Annotated in this window: 19 protein-coding genes; 11 read left to right on the top strand and 8 right to left on the bottom strand. The window is 74.0% G+C overall.

The features are described from left to right. The first annotated feature begins 9 nt into the window (after positions 1-9). The 3 genes from WME76_RS01860 to WME76_RS01850 all read left to right on the top strand — a co-directional run bounded on the left by WME76_RS01860 (position 10) and on the right by WME76_RS01850 (position 5,886). The gene (locus WME76_RS01860) at positions 10-4,677 is read left to right on the top strand and encodes a sigma 54-interacting transcriptional regulator (protein ID WP_437958510.1); all 4,668 of its coding nucleotides are present in this window, start codon (positions 10-12) and stop codon (positions 4,675-4,677) included. A gap of 255 nt (positions 4,678-4,932) precedes the next feature. After that, positions 4,933-5,430, top strand: a complete 498-nt coding sequence (locus tag WME76_RS01855) for a hypothetical protein (RefSeq protein WP_437958509.1) — start codon at positions 4,933-4,935, stop codon at positions 5,428-5,430. A gap of 108 nt (positions 5,431-5,538) precedes the next feature. Continuing rightward, complete coding sequence (locus WME76_RS01850; RefSeq protein ID WP_437958508.1) at positions 5,539-5,886, top strand: hypothetical protein; 348 nt, start codon at positions 5,539-5,541, stop codon at positions 5,884-5,886. Positions 5,887-6,251: 365 nt separating this feature from the next. On the opposite strand, the gene WME76_RS01845 is transcribed toward WME76_RS01850, so the two are convergent. The 3 genes from WME76_RS01845 to WME76_RS01835 form a co-directional block, all read right to left on the bottom strand. Further along, positions 6,252-7,913, bottom strand: a complete 1,662-nt coding sequence (locus WME76_RS01845) for a tetratricopeptide repeat protein (protein WP_437958507.1) — start codon at positions 7,911-7,913, stop codon at positions 6,252-6,254. 219 nt (positions 7,914-8,132) lie between these two features. Beyond that, the gene (locus tag WME76_RS01840; protein ID WP_437958506.1) at positions 8,133-9,461 is read right to left on the bottom strand and encodes a LysM peptidoglycan-binding domain-containing protein; all 1,329 of its coding nucleotides are present in this window, start codon (positions 9,459-9,461) and stop codon (positions 8,133-8,135) included. Positions 9,462-9,469: 8 nt separating this feature from the next. Then, on the bottom strand, positions 9,470-9,922 hold the full coding sequence (locus WME76_RS01835) for a hypothetical protein (RefSeq protein ID WP_437958505.1): 453 nt from the start codon (positions 9,920-9,922) through the stop codon (positions 9,470-9,472). Between the two features lie 113 nt (positions 9,923-10,035). Here WME76_RS01835 and WME76_RS01830 point away from each other — a divergent pair, with 113 nt between their 5' ends. From WME76_RS01830 to WME76_RS01815, 4 genes are all read left to right on the top strand, one after another. Then, positions 10,036-10,551: a hypothetical protein gene (locus tag WME76_RS01830; protein WP_437958504.1), complete on the top strand. Its 516-nt coding sequence runs from the start codon at positions 10,036-10,038 to the stop codon at positions 10,549-10,551. After that, positions 10,548-11,159 (top strand): Holliday junction branch migration protein RuvA, encoded by a 612-nt coding sequence (gene ruvA, locus WME76_RS01825; protein WP_433932892.1) that lies wholly within the window; start codon positions 10,548-10,550, stop codon positions 11,157-11,159. The genes WME76_RS01830 and ruvA overlap by 4 nt, the downstream gene beginning before the upstream one ends. Positions 11,160-11,394: 235 nt before the next feature. Next, positions 11,395-12,537: an FHA domain-containing protein gene (locus WME76_RS01820; protein ID WP_437958503.1), complete on the top strand. Its 1,143-nt coding sequence runs from the start codon at positions 11,395-11,397 to the stop codon at positions 12,535-12,537. Positions 12,538-12,625: 88 nt separating this feature from the next. Further along, a complete protein-coding gene (locus WME76_RS01815; RefSeq protein WP_437958502.1) occupies positions 12,626-13,024 on the top strand; it encodes a (deoxy)nucleoside triphosphate pyrophosphohydrolase in 399 nt (132 codons plus the stop codon). Positions 13,025-13,097: 73 nt separating this feature from the next. Here the strand turns inward: WME76_RS01815 and WME76_RS01810 are convergent, their stop codons facing one another. The 3 genes from WME76_RS01810 to WME76_RS01800 all read right to left on the bottom strand — a co-directional run bounded on the left by WME76_RS01810 (position 13,098) and on the right by WME76_RS01800 (position 15,824). After that, a complete protein-coding gene (locus WME76_RS01810; RefSeq protein ID WP_437958501.1) occupies positions 13,098-14,120 on the bottom strand; it encodes a FecCD family ABC transporter permease in 1,023 nt (340 codons plus the stop codon). After that, on the bottom strand, positions 14,117-15,025 hold the full coding sequence (locus WME76_RS01805) for a type III pantothenate kinase (protein WP_437958500.1): 909 nt from the start codon (positions 15,023-15,025) through the stop codon (positions 14,117-14,119). The genes WME76_RS01810 and WME76_RS01805 overlap by 4 nt, the downstream gene beginning before the upstream one ends. Positions 15,026-15,182: 157 nt before the next feature. Next, positions 15,183-15,824: an O-methyltransferase gene (locus tag WME76_RS01800; protein ID WP_437958499.1), complete on the bottom strand. Its 642-nt coding sequence runs from the start codon at positions 15,822-15,824 to the stop codon at positions 15,183-15,185. A gap of 91 nt (positions 15,825-15,915) precedes the next feature. Between WME76_RS01800 and WME76_RS01795 the strand changes: the two genes are divergently transcribed. Together WME76_RS01795 and WME76_RS01790 are read left to right on the top strand one after the other, a co-directional pair. Then, a complete protein-coding gene (locus tag WME76_RS01795) occupies positions 15,916-16,632 on the top strand; it encodes a hypothetical protein (protein ID WP_437958498.1) in 717 nt (238 codons plus the stop codon). A gap of 80 nt (positions 16,633-16,712) precedes the next feature. After that, positions 16,713-17,138, top strand: a complete 426-nt coding sequence (locus WME76_RS01790; RefSeq protein WP_437958497.1) for a hypothetical protein — start codon at positions 16,713-16,715, stop codon at positions 17,136-17,138. On the opposite strand, the gene WME76_RS01785 is transcribed toward WME76_RS01790, so the two are convergent. Then, on the bottom strand, positions 17,135-18,025 hold the full coding sequence (locus tag WME76_RS01785) for an SDR family oxidoreductase (RefSeq protein ID WP_437958496.1): 891 nt from the start codon (positions 18,023-18,025) through the stop codon (positions 17,135-17,137). The genes WME76_RS01790 and WME76_RS01785 overlap by 4 nt on opposite strands. 245 nt (positions 18,026-18,270) lie before the next feature. On the opposite strand from WME76_RS01785, the gene WME76_RS01780 reads away from it, so the two are divergent. Together WME76_RS01780 and WME76_RS01775 are read left to right on the top strand one after the other, a co-directional pair. Next, positions 18,271-18,849, top strand: coding sequence for a protoglobin family protein (locus tag WME76_RS01780; RefSeq protein WP_437958495.1), 579 nt, complete (start codon positions 18,271-18,273; stop codon positions 18,847-18,849). 279 nt (positions 18,850-19,128) lie between these two features. Continuing rightward, on the top strand, positions 19,129-19,710 hold the full coding sequence (locus tag WME76_RS01775; RefSeq protein WP_437958494.1) for an HdeD family acid-resistance protein: 582 nt from the start codon (positions 19,129-19,131) through the stop codon (positions 19,708-19,710). A gap of 389 nt (positions 19,711-20,099) precedes the next feature. Here the strand turns inward: WME76_RS01775 and WME76_RS01770 are convergent, their stop codons facing one another. Beyond that, positions 20,100-20,297 (bottom strand): hypothetical protein, encoded by a 198-nt coding sequence (locus WME76_RS01770; protein ID WP_437958493.1) that lies wholly within the window; start codon positions 20,295-20,297, stop codon positions 20,100-20,102. Between the last annotated feature and the right edge of the window lie 7 nt (positions 20,298-20,304).

Raw genomic sequence — 20,304 nt, 5'->3', positions numbered from 1 at the left:
AGGGATGACGTGACGCCTCACCCGCTGTTCCCCTCACGATACGAGCCGCTCGGGACGCTCGGAAAGGGCGGCGGCGGCGAGGTGTGGGCGGTGCGCGACCGGATCACCGGAAAGACGGTCGCGCTGAAGACGCTCGGCGAGGACGCGGAGGAGTCCGAGGTGCTCGCGCTCGTGCGCGAGGCGGCGGCGCTGTCGGGCGTCGAGGGCCTCGGCGTGCCGCGCGTGCTGCGCTTCGGCCGGCTGCCCGGGACGGGCCGGCCGTTCATGGTGCGCGAGCTCGTCGAGGGGACGAGCCTCGCCGACCTGCTCGTGCGCCCCGGCGACCTGACCAGCAAGCTCGAGGCCATCGCCGACGCGGCCGATCAGCTCACGCGCCTGCACCGCGCCCTCCTGCTGCACGGCGACGTGAAGCCCGCGAACATCATCGTGGGCGAGGGCGGCCGCGCGACGCTCGTCGACCTCGGCCTCGCGGCGCCGTTCCGCGACGGCGGCGCGCGGCCCGTGGGCCTCACGCCCCGCTACGCCGCGCCGGAGCTCTTCAAGGGCGACCCGCTCACCGTCCGCGCCGAGGTGTTCGCGCTCGGCGCGACGATCGCCGAGGCGCTCCGCGACGGCGCGGACGACGAGCGCGATCCCGGCGTGGTCGCGGAGCTCCAGGCGGTCGTCGACCGGGCGACCGCCAGGGACCCGAACGCGCGCTACCCGAGCGCGGACGAGCTCGCGAACGCGCTCCGGCGCGCCGCGCGGCTCCCTTGCGGGCCGCACGAGGAGGACGCGCGGCAGGGCGCCGACGCGGGCGCGGTGGTGTGGCCGATCGTCGGGCTGGACGCGCCGTGTACGCGGCTGCTCGCGCAGATCATGGGCCTGCCCGCGGGCGGCGGGCTCTCGATCGCGGGGCCGCCCGGATCCGGGCGGAGCGCGCTGCTCCGGCGCATCGCGTGGTCGCTCGAGGTCGGCGGGTACGGCGTCGCGTGGGTGGAGGCGGCCGGCGTGGCCGACCCGCGCGAGGCGCTCGCGATCGAGCTGTCCGGGCACGACCCCGGCCGGGTGACGGCGCTCGTCGACGACGCCGACCGGCTCGGCGGCGCGCAGCTCGAGCGGCTCGACGAGGTGCGCAAGGCCGGCGGCAAGCTCGTGCTCGTGGTCGGGAGAGAGCCGGCGCGCGGCGCGTTCGAGCGCTTCGAGATGGCGCCGCTCGACGAGGAGGTCGCCCGCGAGCTCGTCCAGCGCACCATCCCGTCGCTGAGCGACGCGGTGGCCGCGCACGTCGTCGCGCGCGCGGGGCGGTGGCCGGGGCGCATCCGGGAGATCGTCGCGCGCATCGCCGGCGCGCCCGTCGCGTCGACCGAGGACGTCGACCGCCTGCTCGACCCGCCCCCCGCCTCCGGGGCGGCGGCCTCGGGCCGCGGCGCCGCGGGCGCCGAGGGGGAGGCGCTGCCGTCCGCGGAGATCCACCGGCTGCTCGATCGCGGCCACTTCGACGCGGCGGCGGAGGCGCTCGGCCGGTACGAGCGCGACGGCTCGCCCGCCGTCGTGCTCGCGCGCGCGCGGCTCGCCATGAACCGCGGCGACACCGCGCGGGCGCTCGCCGAGCTCGGGCGCGTGAAGGACGAGGTCGAGACCTCGGGCGACCACGCGCTGGCGGCGTTCTGGTCGCTGCAGATGGCCCGGGCGCTGGTCCGCGTCGGCGACTACGGCGAGGCGGAGCGCCGCGCTGTCGAGGCCGTGGAGCGAGTGGGCCCGATCAAGCTCGAGGCGGAGCTCGCCGGGGGCGTGCGCTCGCTGCTCGCGTCGGTCGCCGCGTTCGGCGCCTCGCCCGAGGCGATCGCCTCCGAGGCGGTGGCGACGCGCGGGCTGGCGCAGAGCTTCGCGTCGCGGCACGAGGAGGCGAAGCGCACGCTGGAGCACGCGGTCCGCCTCGCGCGGCTCACGGGCGAGCCGCGGATCCTGTCGGTCGCGCTCGTCTCGCTCGCGTTCGCGCTCCAGCGGGACGACCGCCTGAGCGAGGCGAAGGCGGTCTACGAGGAGGCGCTCACGGCGGCGGAGCAGGCCGGCGACGCGGGCACGCTCGCGACGACGCGGCTGAACCTCGCCGCGCTCACGAAGCTGCAGGGCGACCTCGGCGCGGCGATCCGCCACCTGGAGGCCGCGGTCGACCTGGGCCGGCGCTCGGGCCGCGTGGCGACCATCCGCCAGGCGCTCCTCAACCTCGCGAACCTCGACCTCTACCTCGGGCGGCTCGCGCGGGCGCGGGTGTCGCTCGACGCGCTCGCCGCCCACCGCGCCGACCTCGCGCCGCAGCAGCACGCGCAGCTCCTCGCGCTCGAGGCGGAGCACGCGGCGCGCTCCGGCGACCTGGAGCAGGCCGAGCGGCTCTGCCTCGAGTGCGCCGAGGCGTACGAGGCGATGGGCCGGCGCGTCGACGGGGTCGAGGCGCGGCTCGAGCGCGTCCTCTTCGCGGCGGCGCGCCCCGGCGCCGACCCGCGCGCGCTCGGCGAGGAGATCGACGTGGCCGCCGAGCGCCTCGGGTCGACCGGGGCGCACCGCGCGCTGCTCGCGCTCGCGCGCGGGCGGGTCGCGGCGCTCGCGCGCGACGAGCGGCAGGCCCGGGCCGCGTACGACGAGGCGCTCGAGGCGGCGCGCGCCGCGGGCCAGCGCGACTGGATCTGGCGCGCGCTGGAGGCGCGGGCGCAGCTCGAGGCGGAGCGGGGGCACCTCATCCGGGCGCGCCACGACCGCGAGGAGGCGCTGATCACGCTCGAGGAGATCGCCTCGAAGCTGCCGCGCGATCTGCGGGAGGTCTTCTGGAACGACGCGCGGCGCAAGGAGATCCGGGCGGCCGCGATGCTCGAGCTGATGAGCGGCCGCACCGTGCCGTTCACGCAGAGCGCGGCGCCCCCCGGCGAGGACCGACTGGCGCGGGTGCTCGAGATCAACCGGGCGATCGCCGGCGAGCACGACCTCACGCGCCTGCTCGCGAAGGTGACCGATCACGCGATCGCGCTCCTCCAGGCCGAGCGCGGGTTCGTCATCCTGCAGCGGCCGCCGCGCGACGAGCCGCCGCAGAGCGCGGGCGAGGCCGCGGTCGACCTCTCGATCCACGCCTCGCGCGACCAGGCCGGGGACGACCCGCACGCGCGGTTCTCCAGCTCGATCGCCGAGCGGGTGATCTCCACCGGCGAGCCGGTCGTGACCACGAGCGCGCGCGACGACGCGCGCATGAGCGATTACGTCTCGGTCCACCAGCTCATGCTGCAGTCGGTCGCGTGCGTGCCGATCCGGCAGCGGAGCGGGCAGGTGATCGGCGCGCTGTACCTGGAGACGCGGCTGAGCGCGGCGGCGAAGTTCGAGGCCGAGCTGCCCACGCTGACGGCGCTGGCCGACCAGGTGGCGATCGCGATCGAGACCGCGCGGCTCGTCAGCGAGAACGAGCGCCGCGCCCGCGAGCTCGAGCGGACCAACGAGGAGCTGCGCGCCGCGCGCGCCAAGCTGGAGGAGCTGCTCGGGCACCGCACCGCGCAGCTCGCCGCGACGCGGCGGGATCTGCGCTCGGCGCGCGCGGTGATCCGCGGGCATTTCGGCTACGAGGGCCTGGTCGGCACGAGCGAGGCGATGCGCCGCGTGTACGCGCTGATCGACCGGGTGAAGGACACGGACATCCCGATCCTCATCACCGGCGAGAGCGGGACGGGCAAGGAGGTCGTCGCGCGGACGATCCACAACGCGAGCCCGCGGGCGAAGAAGCCGTTCGTCGGCGTCAACTGCGGCGCCATCCCGGAGCACCTGCTGGAGAGCGAGCTGTTCGGTCACATGCGCGGGGCGTTCACGGGCGCGGACCGCGACCGCAAGGGGCTCTTCCGGGAGGTGACGGGGGGGACGATCCTGCTCGACGAGATCGGCGAGATGCCGCAGAAGATGCAGGCCGGGCTGCTCCGGGTGCTGCAGGAGAAGGTCGTGCGCCCCGTCGGCGGCGCGCGCGAGGAGCCGGTCGACGCGCGCGTCATCGCGGCGACGCACCGGGACCTCGCCGACATGGTCTCGCGCGGCACGTTCCGCGAGGATCTCTACTACCGGCTCCACGTCGTCGAGGTGCGGGTGCCGTCGCTGCGGCAGCGGATCGAGGACATCCCGCTGCTCATCGACTACTTCCTCGGGATCTTCGCCGCGCGCTACGGGCGCGATCGCCGCAGCGTCTCCCGCGCCGCGCTGAAGCGGCTGTCGGCCTACAGCTGGCCCGGCAACGTGCGGCAGCTCGAGAACGTGCTGCTCAACGCGTGGGTCCTCTCGGACCGCCCCGAGCTGGAGAGCGACGACTTCGAGCTCCCCGACGCGGCGCCGCGGTCGCTGCGGGCCCCCGAGCCGCCGGCGTCCGTGCCGCGCGCGCCCGCGAGCGGCGCGGGCGTGCGCGGCGCGGGCGGCGCGGGCGGCATGGGCGGCGCGGGCGGCATGGGCGGCATGGGCGGCACAGGCGAAATGAGCGCCGGTCGGGCCCCGCCGCCGCCGCCGCCGAGCGATCGGCGCGTCGAGACGTCGCTCGACGCGCACAAGGCGAGCGAGCGAGAGCGGATCCTGGTCGCGCTGTCGTCCTGCAACTGGAACCGCGTGAAGGCGGCGCAGGTGGTGGGCCTGCCGCGCCGGACGTTCTACCGGCGGCTGAAGGAGTACGGGATCCAGTAGCGCCCGCCGCGCGTGGCGTGACGTGGAGCGAGCGTGCCTGGCGCTGCGCCCCGGCGGCGCCTTGACCAGGGATCTCCTTTGCGCGAGCATCGTGGAGGAGGGCTCTCCCCGGGCCCTGCTCCTCGCGGCCCGTTCCCGGCAGGGTCGGTAGGAGGGCGAAGAGGGCGCGGCCCTTCGGGTGGGTTCGTCGCGATCCTCCAGAGCGACCGCCCGTCGCGCCGGGACGACACGTGCGCGGTCGCGGGGAGCGGTCCGATGCCGAATCGACGAGCGAACAAGAAGCTGCGCGCGCGGGTCCTCGCGCGCATGGGCGAGACCGGGGAGAGCTACCAGAAGGCCCTCGCTCACGTGCTGGCCCTGGGCGGCGCTCCAGCGCCTGCGTCCCCGGCGGGCGATCGCGCGGGGGCGCGCCCCCGGCGTCCGGCCGTCCGGGAGGCGGCGCCCGCCTCGCCGCTGCTCCTGTACCAGCAGGCGGTGGCGCTCCTCGCCGTCGCGGATGAAGCGCGCCGGCTGGACGGCGAGCCGTCGAGCGCGGCGATCCACGCCGAGGCGCTGGCGACGTTCGCGGTCTACTGGCGCGCGAGCGGGAGGTCCGGGGCCGCGCCGTTCCGGCTGGGGGGCGACGCGACCCGCGAGCTGCGGGCCGGCGCCGATCTCGTGGAGCGCGCCCGATGGGCGGCCCGGCGGCGGTGGCTCGGGCAGCCGGCGAGCGCGCTGGCGGCCGCGGCGCTCGCGGGCCGGGGCAAGCGCTGACCGCGCGCGTTGCGGTCTTGCCGGGCTGCGCGCCTCCGGGCAGGCTTCCGCGGTGTGGAACCGGCGCGCCGCCTCGGTCGCGCCGCTGCGCCACGCGCACAGGATCCCGTGAGCGATCGTTCGAACCTCGCCGCCTCCATCGACGGCGCGCCCCTCTCCGACGAGGAGGCGCGCGATCTCTGGACGCGGTTCAGCCGGTACATGGATGAGCACCGCGGCGACATGGCGGGCTTCGCGCGCGAGAGCGGCTACGTCAGCGTGACGCCGACCTTCGAGCGCGGCCGAGCGCTGCTCGTGGTCCGGACGACGGAGGCGCCGCCGGAGAAGCCCGCGCCGCGCGCCGCCGCGGACAGGCCCGCGCCGCGCCCGAGCGGCGGCAAGCCGACCCCGCGCGGCGGCGGCAGGCCGACCCCGCGCGGCGGCGGCAAGCCCGCGCGCGGCAGGCGGCGGCGCTGAGCGCCCTTTCGCCGGCGCGGTTCTGGGCGCCGACGGATCGACCCTCGGAGAGGATTCGAACCACAGAAGCACAGAGGGCACAGAGGAAGAGAGAAGACAAAGAGAGAAGGGAAGAGGACAAGAGCCTCTATCTCTCTTCTCTCCCTCTGTGCCCTCTGTGCCTCTGTGGTTCGAACTCTCTAGTTCCACGCACCAGGAGTCTGGCCAGGGATCCGGAGAGGGATTTCAACGCAAAGGCGCAAAGGCGCAAAGGCGCAAAGGCGCAAAGGCGCAAAATTGAATGAATTCTTTGTATTTTTGCGCCTTTGCGTTGGGATCTCTCCGCTCACGAGGCGGAGCCCTGGCAGGACTTCTGACCCGAGATACTAGTATCTCTCGCGCTCGTAGCGCTTCGGGGCGCTCGACGCCCTGGAGTCGCGCGTCGCGCCTTCCTCCTGGCGCGCCTCGATCCGGCCGGCGAGGACCGCCTCGGCCAGCTCGCGGTGCCCGGGGCTCGTCGCGCGATCGGCGCGCGCGAGCGACTGCTCCGCCGCGGCGCGCGCCTCGGCCGCGCGCCCGGCGAGCGCGTGGGTCCGGGCGATCTCGGCCAGCGTCGCGGAGAGCTCCGAGGCGTTGCCCGAGACCTCCAGGAGCCGCTTCGCGCTCAGGTAGAGCGACAGCGCGCCGCCGAGATCCCCCTGGATGCGCGCGAGATCGCCGCGCGCCCGGAGCACGCCGGCCTGGCCGGCGCCGTCCTCCAGCACCTCGAACAGGGCGAGCGCCTGATCGTAGTCCGAGAGCGCGTCCTCCAGGTCCGACGCGTCGGCGGCGGCGACGCTCACGAGCTCGGCGACCAGCTCGAACTGCGCGCGGCGGAGATCGCCGCGCGCCTTGAGCGTCGCGGCCTGGCCGCGGCGCTCGAAGCCCGAGCGGAACAGCGCGAGCGCGCGATCGTAGTCGCGCACCGCGTCCACGAGGTCCTCCTGCTGGGAGCGCAGATCGCCGCGCGCCTTGAGCACCAGGGCCTGGCCCAGGAGATCGCGCGTCGTCGTGAACAGCTCGAGCGCCTGATCGTAGTCGCGCTCGGCGCCCGCGAGATCCCCCTGCCGGGTCCGCAGATCGCCGCGCGCCTTGAGCGCGCTGGCCTGCCCGAGGTGGTCCTCGGTGGCCTGGTACAGCGTGAGCGCCCAGTCGTAGTCGCGCGCGGCGCCCGTCACGTTGTCCTGGCCGAGGCGCATGTCGCCGCGCGCCTTGAGCACGCTGGCCTGGCCGCTCCTGTCGCCCGCGCCCTGGAACAGCGCGAGCGCGGTGCTGTAGTCGCGCGCGGCGCCCGGCAGGTTGCGGAGGCGCACGCGGAGGTCGCCGCGCGCCTTGAGCGCCCGCCCGTGCGCGGCGCCGTGGGGGCGGGCGCGCGGCTGCTGCTCCGAGGGCACCAGGCCGTCGACGTCCGACGTCGGCGAGCGCGACCCGGCGCGCGGCTTGAGCGGCTCGCGATCGCCGAGCTGCAGGAAGAGCTGGATCGCCAGATCGTAGTCGCAGACAGCGCCGCCGAGGTCGCCCTCCTCCGCGCGCGCGAAGCCCCGCGCGCGCAGCGCGTCCCCCTCCCCCGCGCGGTCGCCCGCGGCCTGGAACAGCGCGAGCGCCTCGTCGTGGTCGCGCACCGCCTGGACGGGGACGCCCTCCCGCAGGCGCAGCGCGCCGCGGTCCATGAGCACCTGGGCCTGGCCGAGCGCGTCGCCCGCGGTCCGGAACAGCGCGAGCGCCTCGTCGTAGTCGCGCCCCGCGGTCGCGTAGTCGTTCCGGCGGACGAGCAGGTTGGCGCGCTCCCGCAGCGCGTGGCCGCGCGCCTCCGGCGCGGTGCCGTTGAGGCTCGGCGGCGCGCCGCTCGAGCGCGGCCCCCGTATCCCGCCGTCGCCGAGCGCCTCGGCCACCGATCCGCTCTTCGGCGCGCAGCGCTCGGTCACGCTGTCGAAAGAGCGCTGGGTAGGAGGATCGCCATCCACCCCCTTCGACTCGGGCTGGGCGTCGGCGCGGCGAAGCATGGGCATGACAGAGGGACCATCATACCGCGGCCGCGCCTCCCCCGTGGAGACATTGCGCCGGCGTCCGCGCGTCTTCTACCTCCTTTTCCGGGCGCTCTCTTACGGAAGCTCCGGGCGCTCTCCTACCGAGCTCCGGCGGTTTCCCGAGCGGCCTGCCGAGCTCCGACGCCGACGGTCGCCCGGGCGACCCGCGCGTTTCGTCGCGGTCGACGCGGCGCCGGGGCCTCAGAGGCCCTTGCGCGAGATGAGCACCGCGTCCCGCTCGACCTCGTGCATCGCGTGGGTCACGAGCGCCGCGGCCGTGCGCTCCCGCACGTGCACCACGCGCAGCTCGGCGTAGGTCTCGTCGGGCAGCAGCTCCTCGTCGACGCCGAACTTCGGCGCGTCGACCTGCGCCGGCCGCTCGTCCTGCACCCGCGGCCTGAGCGTCGCCAGCTTGCCGGCGCCCCCGAGCTGCTGCACCCAGCGGTCGCCGCGCCGGACCGCGAAGAAGCGCTGCCCGGGCTTCACGCCGTCCTTCTCGCCCTTGTCGATGAACATCACCTGGTACTGGCCGAAGAGCTGGTAGGGGTAGACCGACGCGAGGATCTTCGCCTCCAGGTCCTGCTCGGCGCTCGCAGGCGGGACCACGTCGAAGCGGCGCGCCACCGAGCCCACCCTGTCCCCGCGCTCGATCACGTCGAGCGACTCGATGAGCCGCGCGCGCACCATGTGCGTCTTCGGGTTGTAGCGGTCGACGCGCGCCGTGCCGCGCACCGTCACGAGCTCGCCCCGCACGTCCCCGCTCCTCACCTTCTTGATCTCGCGGAAGATCGTGAGGTCCTGGCCGATCGCGACGTCGTGATCGTCCGAGAGCCGCAGGTAGACGTCGTCGCCCTCGCTGAGGAGCATCTGGTCCTCGGGGCTCGCGACGAGCTCGCCCCACGTGTCCTTGTTCACGTCGTCGACCCAGCCGAGGTCGCGCAGGAACACGGTCTTCGGCGGCACCCGCGACCCGCGGCCCGTCGCGCGCGCTCCGAGCCCGATGCTGCCGCGGGTCGGCCCCTCGTTCGGGTCGCGGAGCCGGATCCTGTCGCCCGGGTAGATCCAGTGCGGGTTCTGGAGCTGCGGGTTCAGCGCCCAGACCTGCGGCCAGGCGTAGGGGTTCGTGTAGTACCTGCCCGAGATGTCCCAGAGCGTGTCGCCGCGCCGCACCGAGTGCGACTCGGGCACGAACTGCCCCTCGACGACGTAGCTCCCGCCCGCGCTGCCCCGCACCGAGGCGGGCCCCTCGCCGCGGCGGCCCAGGTCGAAGCCGTCCGACGGGCGCGACGTGTCCGTCGTGCCCCGCGAGCTCGAGGGCAGGTGGGCGTTCGGATCGAACCCCGGCTGCGGGAAGCCCGGCGGCATCACGACCTGCGTGTCGACGGTCGGCTCGCCCGGCGGGAGCTGGACGACGGTGACACCAGGCGCCTGGCCGCCGGGGGCGCCCGCCTCGGCGCCCTGATCCTGGGCGAGCGCCAGCGGCGGCGCGGCGGCGAGCGCCAGGGAGACCGGGATCCACGTTGCCTTCACGGGGGACTTCATCGCTTGCGCCTCGACAGGGTGGAGGGGGGCGGGCTCGGCGGCGGCGTCCCGCCCGGAGGCTCGTCGACCACGACGCCGTGCGCGGTCGAGCGGAGCACCGGCGGCCGCGCGGCGCCGTCGGTCTGCGGCTCCGCCTCGGCCCCCGGCGCCGCCTCCGGCGCGAGCCGCACCACCTCGAGGTCGGGCCGGTCCGGCTCTTCATGCGAGGCGGCGCGGGCCTCGGCCGCGCCGGCTGCCTCGGCGCGCGCAGCGCCGCGGGGGCCGCCGCGCGAGAGCTCCAGCGAGCCGACGCGGTCCGCGAGCACCGCGTTCTCCGCGCGGATCCTCACGAGCTCCGCGCGCAGCTCGGCCAGCTGCCGATCGACGATCGCGCCCCGCCCCCCGCCGCACCCGGCGGCGAGCGCGGCGAGCGACAGCCCCAGCGAGCAGATGCCCAGGCGTGTCCTCATGCAGCGCCCAGCCTACCTGCCGCCGCGCCGGCCGGCCAAACGCGCGGCGATCTCCGCGCGCGCGCGGAGTTCTGCTAGGGTCGCGCGTCGCCAACCGGCTGAGAGGGGACAACGTGCGGAAACTCTTTCTGATTTTCGTGATCGGGACGGCGTGCGCCGGGGCCGCGTGCGGCGACGACGGCGAGGCGCCCCAGCCGACCGCGTGCTTCGACTACGGCACGTTCGACGGCGCCACCCCCGAGGTGAGCTTCAGGACCGACGTGCTCCCCGTCTTCCAGCGGGGCTGCGCGTTCAGCTCGACCTGCCACGGCGCCGAGGCCGGCTCGGCGGGCTTCGCGTACCTCGGCCCGCCGCTGAGCGAGCAGGCCACGGACGCGCAGATCGACGCGATCGTGGCCCAGAACGTCGGCGTCGCGTCGCGGGCGCCGTCCGGGATGCCCCGGATCGCGGCCGGCGACCCCGCGAACAGCTTCCTCATGCACAAGCTCGACGGCACCCTGACCTGCGAGGACCTCGAGTGCGCCCCCGACGGCTGCGGGAAGTCCATGCCCGCCGGCGGCGACATCCTCCCCGCGGCGGAGCGGGACACCCTCCGCAGGTGGATCCAGCAGGGGGCCAAGGTCAATTGATCGGACGGCTCTCCGGTCACGTCGTCGAGGAGGGCGACGAGGGCACGGTCGTGCTCGACGTCGCCGGGGTCGGCTACGAGGTGACGGTCCCGCTCGGCGCCCTGGGCCGCGCGCGCGGCATCGCCGGCTCGGACGCGATCACCCTGTTCGTCCACACCCACGTACGCGAGGACGCGCTCCTCCTCTACGGCTTCGCGACCCGCGAGGACCGGGCGGCCTTCCGCGTGCTCATCGGCATCTCCAGCATCGGCCCGAAGATCGCGCTGGCCATCCTCAGCGCGCTCGGCGCGGCGGAGCTCGCCGCCGTGATCGCGCGCCGGGAGACCGCGCGCCTCACGGCCATCCCCGGCGTCGGCAAGAAGACCGCCGAGCGGCTCGTCCTCGAGCTGAAGGACAAGCTCGTCAACCTCCCCTCGGTCCCGCTCTCCGCCGCCGCCCCGCCGCCCGCGGCCGCGGGCGCCAAGCAGGACCTGCTGCACAGCGCGCTCACCCGCATGGGCTACCGGCCGGCCGAGGCCGAGCGCGCGGTCACCGCCCTCGGCGCGCGCGTCGAGAGCGCCCCGCTCGGCGACCTCGTCCGCGACGCGCTCGCGCTCCTGTCCAAGTGAGCCGCCCGCGCGCCCGCCCCCCTGCAGGACGACGACCGGGCAGCGCGCTGCCCGCCGCGCGCGCCGAGGGCGGTGACGGCGGGCCTGCCCGCGCACGCCCGTGCGCCTGCACGCCCGCGGCGCGCCGCGCACGGAGAGAAGCGACAGACAGTCGACAGAAGGCGGCCGCGGCGAATATGCTCCCGCCGCCGTTTGCCCCGAGACCCCGTCCGGTCGCTCGTTGTGAGGAGGCCTGGTGATCACCTGCCCGAAGTGCTCCAAGGAAAATCAGGACCATTACAAGTTCTGCCTCGGCTGCGGCGCCGAGCTGCCTCGGGACGTGTCGCCGAAGAAGTTCGCGCCGGGCACCCCGCCCCACGGCGTGCCGGCGGTCTCGCGGTCGAACAACTACGGCGATGAGCCGACCGCCATCGGCACCGGCGCACAGAAGGGCCCCGCGCTCGCGCCGCCGCGCGCGTCCCAGCCCCCTGCGGTCCAGCCCCCCGCGCTCGTCGACCCCGCGGCGTTCGCCGCCCCGATCCGGGGGGAGGACACCGCCACGAGCCGGAAGGCGGCCGCCGCGGCGCCGGCCGCGTCGGCGTCGCCGTCGACCGCGGCGGCGGCCGGCGCGGGGACGGTCGTCTGCCCGCAGTGCCAGGAGCCCAACCCGCCGAGCAACAAGTTCTGCGCGCTCTGCGGCTTCAAGCTCGTCAAGCCGGCGAACCTGTCCGTGCAGCCGCCCCCGCCGGTGGTGTCGACGTCCGGCGCCGCGAACGTGGTGCTGACGGCGCTCCGGGCCGACGGCACCGAGGCCGGCTCGTACACCCTGCCCGCGAACCCGACGACGATCGGGCGCGACTCGGGCGCGATCTTCGGCGGCGACAGCTACCTCTCCCCGCGCCACGCGACGTTCTCGATCAAGGGCGGCCGGCTCTTCGTCAAGGACGAGAGCTCGCTGAACGGCGTCTACCGCAGGCTGCGCAGGGACACGCCGGTGCAGCTCGAGAACGGCGACGTCTTCCGCATCGGCCAGGAGCTCGTCCGCCTGGAGTCGCTCGCCCCCGCGCCCACGACGCCCGACGGCGTCGAGCGGCTCGGCAGCCCCTCGAAGGGCTACGTCGCGCGGCTGGCGCTGATCATCGGCCGGGACGCGACGGGCAACGCGTTCCCGGTCCCCGACACCGGCCTGCACCTCGGGCGCGAGCGCGGCGACATCCTCTTCCCCGAGGACGGCTATGTCTCCGGGCTCCACTGCCAGATCTCGGTCCAGGGCGGCCGGCTGTCCCTCACGGACCTGGGCAGCTCGAACGGCACCTTCCTTCGCGTCCTCGGCGAGACCGAGATCACGGGAGGCGACATCCTCCTCATGGGTCAGCAGCTGTTCCGCGTGACCGTCTGACGGAGCGAGGTCCCCGCTCCGGGGACGCGACCGTCCCGCTCGCACAACCCGCTGCCCCGTCGTACCCTGGGCCCCCCGAGACGCCGCCATGGAAAGTGTCCGCACCATCCGCGTGGTCGCCGCCGTGATCGAGCAGGACGGCCGCTACCTCATCACCCAGCGCCGCCCGACCGCCGTGCTGCCGATGCTCTGGGAGTTCCCCGGTGGGCGCGTGGAGGACACCGAGACCGACACGGCCGCGCTGAAGCGCGAGGTCCGGCACCGCCTCGGCGTCGAGATCGAGGTCGGCCAGCTCATCTCGTTCGTGAGCCACCCGTACGAGCGCTACGTCGTCGACCTGTACCTCTACGAGTGCCACATCAAGAGCGGCGAGCTCGCCTCGCTCGCCGTGAACGCGTTCCGGTGGGTCACGAGCGCCGAGTTCGACCGCTACCCGTTCACGCCGGCCGACGAGGCCACCATGAACAAGCTCCTCGGCATGTCGTGACGCGGGCCCGCGCCGGACGGCCCTGACGCGCGCCCTCGACCTGCGCGGCGAGGGCCGCCGGACCTGGCGCGCCTCACAGGCGCGGCGAGCGCCGCAGCAGCACGAGGAACAGCGGCCCGCCGAGGATCGCGGTCACGGCGCCCACGGGCGGCTCGGTGCCGAGCCACCGGAACAGGAGGCGCGCGAGGAGGTCGCACGTCGTGAGCAGCACGGCGCCGGCGACGAGCGACAGCGGCAGGAGCAGCCGGTGATCCGCGCCGGCCAGCCGGCGGACCGCGTGCGGGACGATGAGCCCGACGAAGCCGATGAGGCCGGTGCGGCTGACGATCGCGCCGACGACGCACGAGGACGCGAAGAAGACGCGGCGCTCGACGGCGCGCACGTCGACGCCCAGGGTGCCGGCCGACTCGTCGCCGAGCGAGAGGAGGTTCAGGCGCGCGGCGTCGGCGAGGAGCACGGCGCAGCCCGCGGCCACGTAGGCGGCGACGCCGAGGAGGGCCGAGGTCGTGGGCAGCTCGACGAAGCCGATGAGCCACCGGAGGAGCTGCTGGGCGCGCGACGGGGAGACGACCGTCTTGAGGAAGGTGATGAGGCCGGCGGCGATGGAGTTCACGATCACGCCGGCGAGGAGCATCGAGGCGCCGGAGGTGCCCTCGGCCGCGCCCCGCGCGATCGCGTAGACGAGCGCCGTCGCGACGAGGCCGCCGGCGAGCGCCGCGGCCGGCAGGAGCGTCGCGCCGAGCACGGTCGCCGAGCCGACGCCGAGCGCGATCGCGACCGCGGCGCCGAGGGCGGAGCCGCCGGAGACGCCGAGCACGTACGGCTCGGCCAGCGGGTTCCGGAGCAGCGCCTGGAACGCGGCGCCCACGGCCGCGAGGCCGGCGCCGGAGATCGCCGCGAGGAGCACGCGCGGCAGGCGCACGTCGAGCAGGAGGGTCCGGTCGAGGCCCGGGCCCGCGAGGGCGCGCTCGAGCGAGACGGGCTCGGCGCCGAGGAGCACGGCGGCGAGGAGCGCGAGGACGAGCGCCGCGGGCGCCGCGGCGAGGGCGAGCGCGCGTGGCCGTGGGAGCGCGCGGGCGGACCCGGGGGCCGTCAATTCTGGCCGCCTCCGCGCGCCGCGGGCGGCAAGGTGGCGGGGCCGCTGTTGCGCTCGGCGTTCCGCTCGTAGATGAGGCGCAGGCCCGTGAGCGTCAGGTCGTCGTCGACCACCTCGATGGTCTCGGTCTGCGGCGCGATGAGCCGGGCCAGGCCGCCCGTGGCGATGACCCGGCACGGGTAGCCGAGCTCGCGCCGGAGCCGGCCCACGAGGCCGTCGACGAGGCCGGCGTAGCCGTACACGATGCCCGACTGCATCGAGTGGACGGGGTTGCGGCCGACGACCCGGGGCGGGAGGGCGATCTCGACGCGGGAGAGCCGCGCGGCGCGGGAGAAGAGCGCCTCGGCGCTGATCTGGATGCCCGGCGCGATGACGCCGCCGAGGTACTCGCCCCGCGGGGTCACGCAGTCGAACGTCGTCGCGGTGCCGAAGTCGACGACGATGACGCCGGTCGCGGCGGCGTGATCGCCCCGGCCCGCCTCGCCGCCCCGGCCCGCGTCGATCCCGTGCTCGCGCGCCGGCGCGGCCTCCGGCGTCCGCTTCACCCACTCGTGCGCGGCGACCGCGTTGACGATCCGGTCGGCGCCGACCTCGCGCGGGTTCTCGTAGAGGATCGACATGCCGGTCTTGATGCCCGGCCCGACGACGAGCGGCTCGATCCCGAACGCCCGCTCGACGAGCCCGACCATCGTGTCGGTCAGCGTCGGCACGACGCTCGCGATGACCGCGCTGTCGATGCGGGCGAGGTCGACGCGGCGGAGGTCGAGCATCTGCCGCACGAGCACGGCGTACTCGTCCGCGGTGCGCGAGCGCGCGCTCTCGCAGCGGAGGTGGTGCCGGAGCGCCTCGCCCTCCAGGACCCCGAAGCTGATGTTGGTGTTCCCGACGTCGATGGCGAGCAGCATGCTGGCGGGACTCTAGCGCCGCGCGCGGAGACGCCGTCAGGATTTGTGGGCGCCGCGCGGAACGGTGCGTGAACGATGCGTGGACCGATGCGTGGACCGATGCGTGGACCGATGCGCGGAACGGCACGCGGAACGATGCGCGGACCGCGCGCGCCCCTCAGCGCTTGCGCGCGAGCGTCACCCCGTCGCGGACCGGGAGCAGGACCTTCTCGACCCGCTGGTCCCGGGCCAGGAGCTCGTTGAAGGCGGCGAGGGCGCGGCCGTCCTCGGTCTCGGGGGCGAGGACCTCGCCGCTCCAGAGGGTGTTGTCGGCGACGATCAGCCCGCCGCGGCGGAGGCGCGGCAGCGCTTCCTCGTAGTAGGTCGCGTACCGCGCCTTGTCGGCGTCGATGAACACGAGATCGAGCGGCGGGCTCGCCGGCAGGCCGCGGATCGTGTCGAGCGCGTCGCCGAGGGCGATCCGGATCTTCGGGCCGTGCTCGCTGCGGTCGAAGAACGACCGGGCGAGGCGGGCGACGTCGGGGTCGCGCTCGCACGTGACGAGCTCGCCGTCCGGCGGGAGCGCCTGGGCCATGCTGAGCGCCGAGTACCCCGTGAACGTGCCGATCTCGAGCACGCGCCGCGCCTGCATGAGCGCGACAAGCATCCCGAGCAGGGTGCCCTCGACCCGCCCGACCTGCATGCCGGCGCTCGGCACATGGGCATGGGTGTACTCGCGCAGCTCGTCGAGCAGCGCGGGCGGCGGCTCCGTGTGGTCGTGGGCGTAGCGGTCTATCTCTGGCGTGACGATGGCGGCCATGGTCGGGGTACCTCGATGAGCGCCACGATAGCGCGCGCCGGGCGCCGCACCCCAGCTTGAGCTGCCGCCGGCCTTCGATGTAGCGTCCACCATGCCCTACTCTTCCTGGATGACGTGCGTCGCGGCGGCGGCGCTGCTCGCGGCCGCCTGCAGCTCGGCGCCGAGCAGCCCCGGGACCGGCGGCACGGGGGGAGCCGGGGGGTCGGGCGGCGCGGCGGGGACGGGCGGCGCCGGGACAGGCGGCGGCAGCGGCGGGGCGGGCGGCGCCGGAGCCGGCGGAGGGGCGAGCGCCACGACGAGCGGCAGCGGCGGCGCCGGGGGCGAGGAGGCCTACGCGTGCGCCTCGCTCGGCGACCCGTGCACGACGTGCCTGTCGCTGCGGTGCCAGGAGAGCTACTGCGCTTGCCAGCAGAGCCCGGAGTGCGCCGCGCTGGCCAACTGCTTTCTCATGTGCGCCGCGGGCGACGAGGTCTGCGAGCAGACGTGCTTGACCGCGCACGAGGCGGGCATCTCGGACAGCTTCCTCGAGGGCGTCTGCGCGTCCGAGCTCTGCAGGGTGCAATGCCCGTCGCGAGCCCCCGTGTCCGCGTGCGACGCGTGCCTGTTCTCGCGGTGCGCCGCCGACATGAACGCGTGTATCGCCGACCCGTCGTGCAGGGCGCTCCGCGCGTGCGCCGACGGGTGCAAGGTGGGTGACGCCGTGTGCGAGGAGCGGTGCGCGGCGCAGTACGAGGCCGGCGGGCAGGCCGCCGGCAGGGTCGCCGCGTGCGAGGGCGACGTGTGCCGCGCGGCGTGCGAGGGCGGGTGACGCGCCGCGCGCCGCAGGGGTCGACGCGCCAGTCGACGCACCAGTCGACGCACCGGCCGAACGGGCCTAGCATCGCCCCCGTGCCTCACCACGGCTTGCGCCAGATAGAGCGGAACCCGTACACGGCCGTCTACCACGACTCCCTCCAGCAGCTCGTGGCGCTCAAGCGATCTTCGCTGCATTACCCCAGCATCGAGGTGCTCGAGCAGAACTTCGATCGCCTCGAGCAGGCGCTCGGGGTCGTCTCGCGGCATCGCTCTGTCCTGCTCGTGGACGCCCGGGACGCGCCGTTCCGCAACGACGACAAGTTCGACGAGCCGTTCGCGCGGCGCCATGCGCGCCTGGTGCAGGGCTTCAAGAAGATGGCGGTCATCCTGAGGAGCGCGGTCGGGGTGCTCCAGGTCGGGCGCATCACGAAGGGCTCTCTCCAGCCCGTGAGCACCTTCACGAAGCCCGAGGACGCGCTCCTCCACCTCGGCGTGCAGCTCGATCTCAACCAGCTCTAGGAGAGAGGTTTACCTCCGGTGACGCCGAGCACCTCGCCGTTGATGTAGCTCGCCTCGTTCGAGGCGAGGAACACGAACGCGGGGGCGAGCTCGGCCGGCTGCGCGGGGCGCTGCATCGGGGAGTCCTTGCCGAAGGTGGCCACCTTCTCGGCCGGGAACGACTGCTCGATGAGCGGCGTCCAGACGGGGCCGGGCGCCACGACGTTGACCCGGATGCCGCGCTTGATGAGGTCCTGCGCCAGGCCCTTGCTGAAGGTGACGATCGCGCCCTTGGTCGACGCGTAATCGAGGATGTTCGGGCTCGGCTGGTACGCCTGGATCGAGGCGACGTTGATGATCGCGCTGCCTTCCTTCATGTGGGGCAGCGCGTGCCGGACGAGGTGGAACATCGCCACGATGTTGACGCGGAACGTCCGCTCGACGCGCGCGGCGTCGATGTCCTCGAAGCGCTCCGCGGACTTGCCCTGCTCTGCGGCGTTGTTCACGAGGATGTCGATCCGCCCGAACTTGCGGGCCGTCTCCTCGATGACCTTGCGGCAATGGGCCTCGTCGGCCAGGTCGCCGGGGATCGTGATCGCCTCGCGCCCCGCCTCCTTGACGGCCTGGGCGGTCTCCTTCGCGTCCTCGTGCTCGCTCAGGTAGGCGATGGCCACGTGGGCCCCTTCCCGGGCGAAAGCGAGCGCGACGGCGCGGCCGATCCCGCTGTCGCCGCCGGTGATCAGCGCGACGCGGTCCTTCAGCCGGCCGAGCCCCTTGTACGACGACTCGCCGTAATCGGGCCTCGGATTCATCTTGGCCTCGATGCCGGGCCGGTCCTGGCTCTTGGCCTCGAAAGGCGGCTTCGGCCCTGCGTCCTTCGGATCCTGGGTCGGTCCAGTGTTCTGCATGCCTCCTCCTGATGCGGTTCGGTGGTGGGAGGCCGATCGCGCTCCCAGCGGTACGTGGCCATGGTGATGGCCTCGATGGCCTGCCATCGGTCCCAGCCTGCACTGCGGATCGGAGCGCTCCTGACGCTGGCGCTGACCCGGCACGCGCATCAGGGCTTGACAGCGGGCAGTTGCTCCGGTGTCGTCGCCCCTGCGTTGTTCGCGGCATACCGCCGTCGCTGAGAGGAAAAGGAGCAACGGTTACCATGAAACACATCGACGAGAAGCTTCTGGAGTCGAACCTCGAATATCGGTTCGGGTACCTCATCGAGTTCATCGGCTTCGGAGAGGCGGACATCGCCGCCATTCATGGGGCCGCGCTGCACCTCGCGCCGCGCGTCGAGGCGCTCGTCGACGCGGTGTACGAGAAGCTGTTCCTCTACGACGCCACGAAGCGCCACTTCGTGCCGAAGCAGCACGGCTACGAGGGGCAGGCCCCGACGGATCTCCTGTCGCTCACGCTGAACCACGAGCAGATCAAGTTCCGCAAGAAGCACCTCGGGGACTACCTTGTCCGGCTCGTGACCCACCCGTATGACGCGAAGCTGGTCGCCTACCTCGACATGGTGGGGAAGATCCACACGGCCAAGGCGGGCAACGCCGAGCTCGTCGTGCCGCTCGTCCAGATGAACGCGCTCATGGGCTTCGTGTCGGACGCCCTCCTCCAGACGATCGTGTCCCTGGGCCTGGATCGCGAGGCCGAGGTGCGCACGCTCCGCGCCTTCAACAAGCTGCTCTGGATCCAGAACGACCTCCTCGCGCGCCACCACCTGCCGACGGCCTGATCCGAGGGCGGCGCGGCTCCCCCGCGTCGCGGCCGCGGCGTGGCACGACAGCCCAGCTCGCGGGGTGGGCCACTGTTCACGCGGCCAGAGAAGGGGCGTGGTGAACATCACCGGAGAGGCGGATATTCTCGCCGTCATCCGCGGATCTCGTGGAAGAGGTCGCCGCTTCTCGCCACGATCGTGACACATCGCCCCTGCGTCTCGACGGGTCGCCGATCGCGGGTGCGGATCTGAGGCGCTGTAGGAGCTTGCGGCACGCGTGTTGCCGCGCGCTCCACCATGAGAAGGACGACAGAAACCTGGTGGATCCTCGTGCTCCGCGGGGTCGCGGCGCTCGGGATGGGCCTTCTGACCCTGCTCCTGCCTGGACATAGCCTCGGGGCGCTTGTCGTCGTCTTCGGCGTGTACCTCGTCGTCGAGTCGCTCATCGCGCTCGCCGGGGCGGCGCGGTGCGCGCGGCTGGGCCAGCGCTGGCGAGCGAACGCGGCGCACGGGCTCATCAGCCTCGCGGGCGGCATCGTGACGCTGGCCTGGCCGGGGCTCTCGGTGCTGATCCTGCTCTACCTGGTCGCGGCGTGGGCCATCGTCGGCGGCATCAAGGACATCGTGGTGGCGGTCCGGTTCCGTCACCGCATCGCCGGCGAGTGGCTGCTCGCGTTCGCGGGCGTGATCGCGGTGGCCCTCGGGGTGCTCGTGATGGCGCTCCCGAGCGCGGGGGCGCTGGCGCTCGTGCTGTGGGTCGGCGCTTATGCGATGGTCCTCGGGGTGAGCCTCCTCATCTCGGGGTTTGCCATCCGGGCGTACCAGAGGCGGCCGCGGAGGGAGGCGTCGATCGACGGGTTCGGGCAGGCGCGGGCTTGACCGGCCCCCGGAGAGGGTGTTCGTCGCGCGGGGTGGGGGCCCCGCCGAACTCGCCTGAAACAGGAGCCATCCGGCAAGCCGGATGACTCCTGTTTCAGGCTCAGACATCGGCCCATCCCCCACCCCGCGCGACGAACACCCTCTCCGGGGGCCTACCGTCATCATGGAATGGGGATGAACCGGTCGGGGACGCCAGGAAGAGAATTGGAAATGGGGATGAACCGGTCGGAGACGCCAGAAAGAGAATTGGAACGGCCTGGCGAGTTTCGACGCTCTTACTCGGCTGGACACGACGCCTGAAATGCAACGCTCCCGCCCCCGGGCCTGTGGCCTGGAAGCGGGAGCTGTTCACGGGCGGCGCGACGTGCGCTGGCCGCTACACGGCGCGCTCAGACGCAGATGGAGTCGCAGTCATAGTCCTCGTCACACGCCGAGACGCAATCGCCGTCATCGTCACACGCCGAGACGCAGTCGTCGTGGTCGGTCGTGCACGCGGTGATGCAGTCATCGCCGCCCTCACCCGGGGCCTCGTCCTCGGCGTCGACGAAACAGCCCGCCGCCAGGGGAATCGTGGAAACAAGAAGCATGGCCAGG

It is taken from the genome of Sorangium sp. So ce119, assembly GCF_051524405.1.
Classification (GTDB): Bacteria; Myxococcota_A; Polyangia; order Polyangiales; family Polyangiaceae; genus Sorangium; species Sorangium cellulosum_G.
The sequence above is the reverse complement of the archived record's forward strand: the minus strand, read 5'-3'. Positions and strand labels throughout refer to the sequence as shown.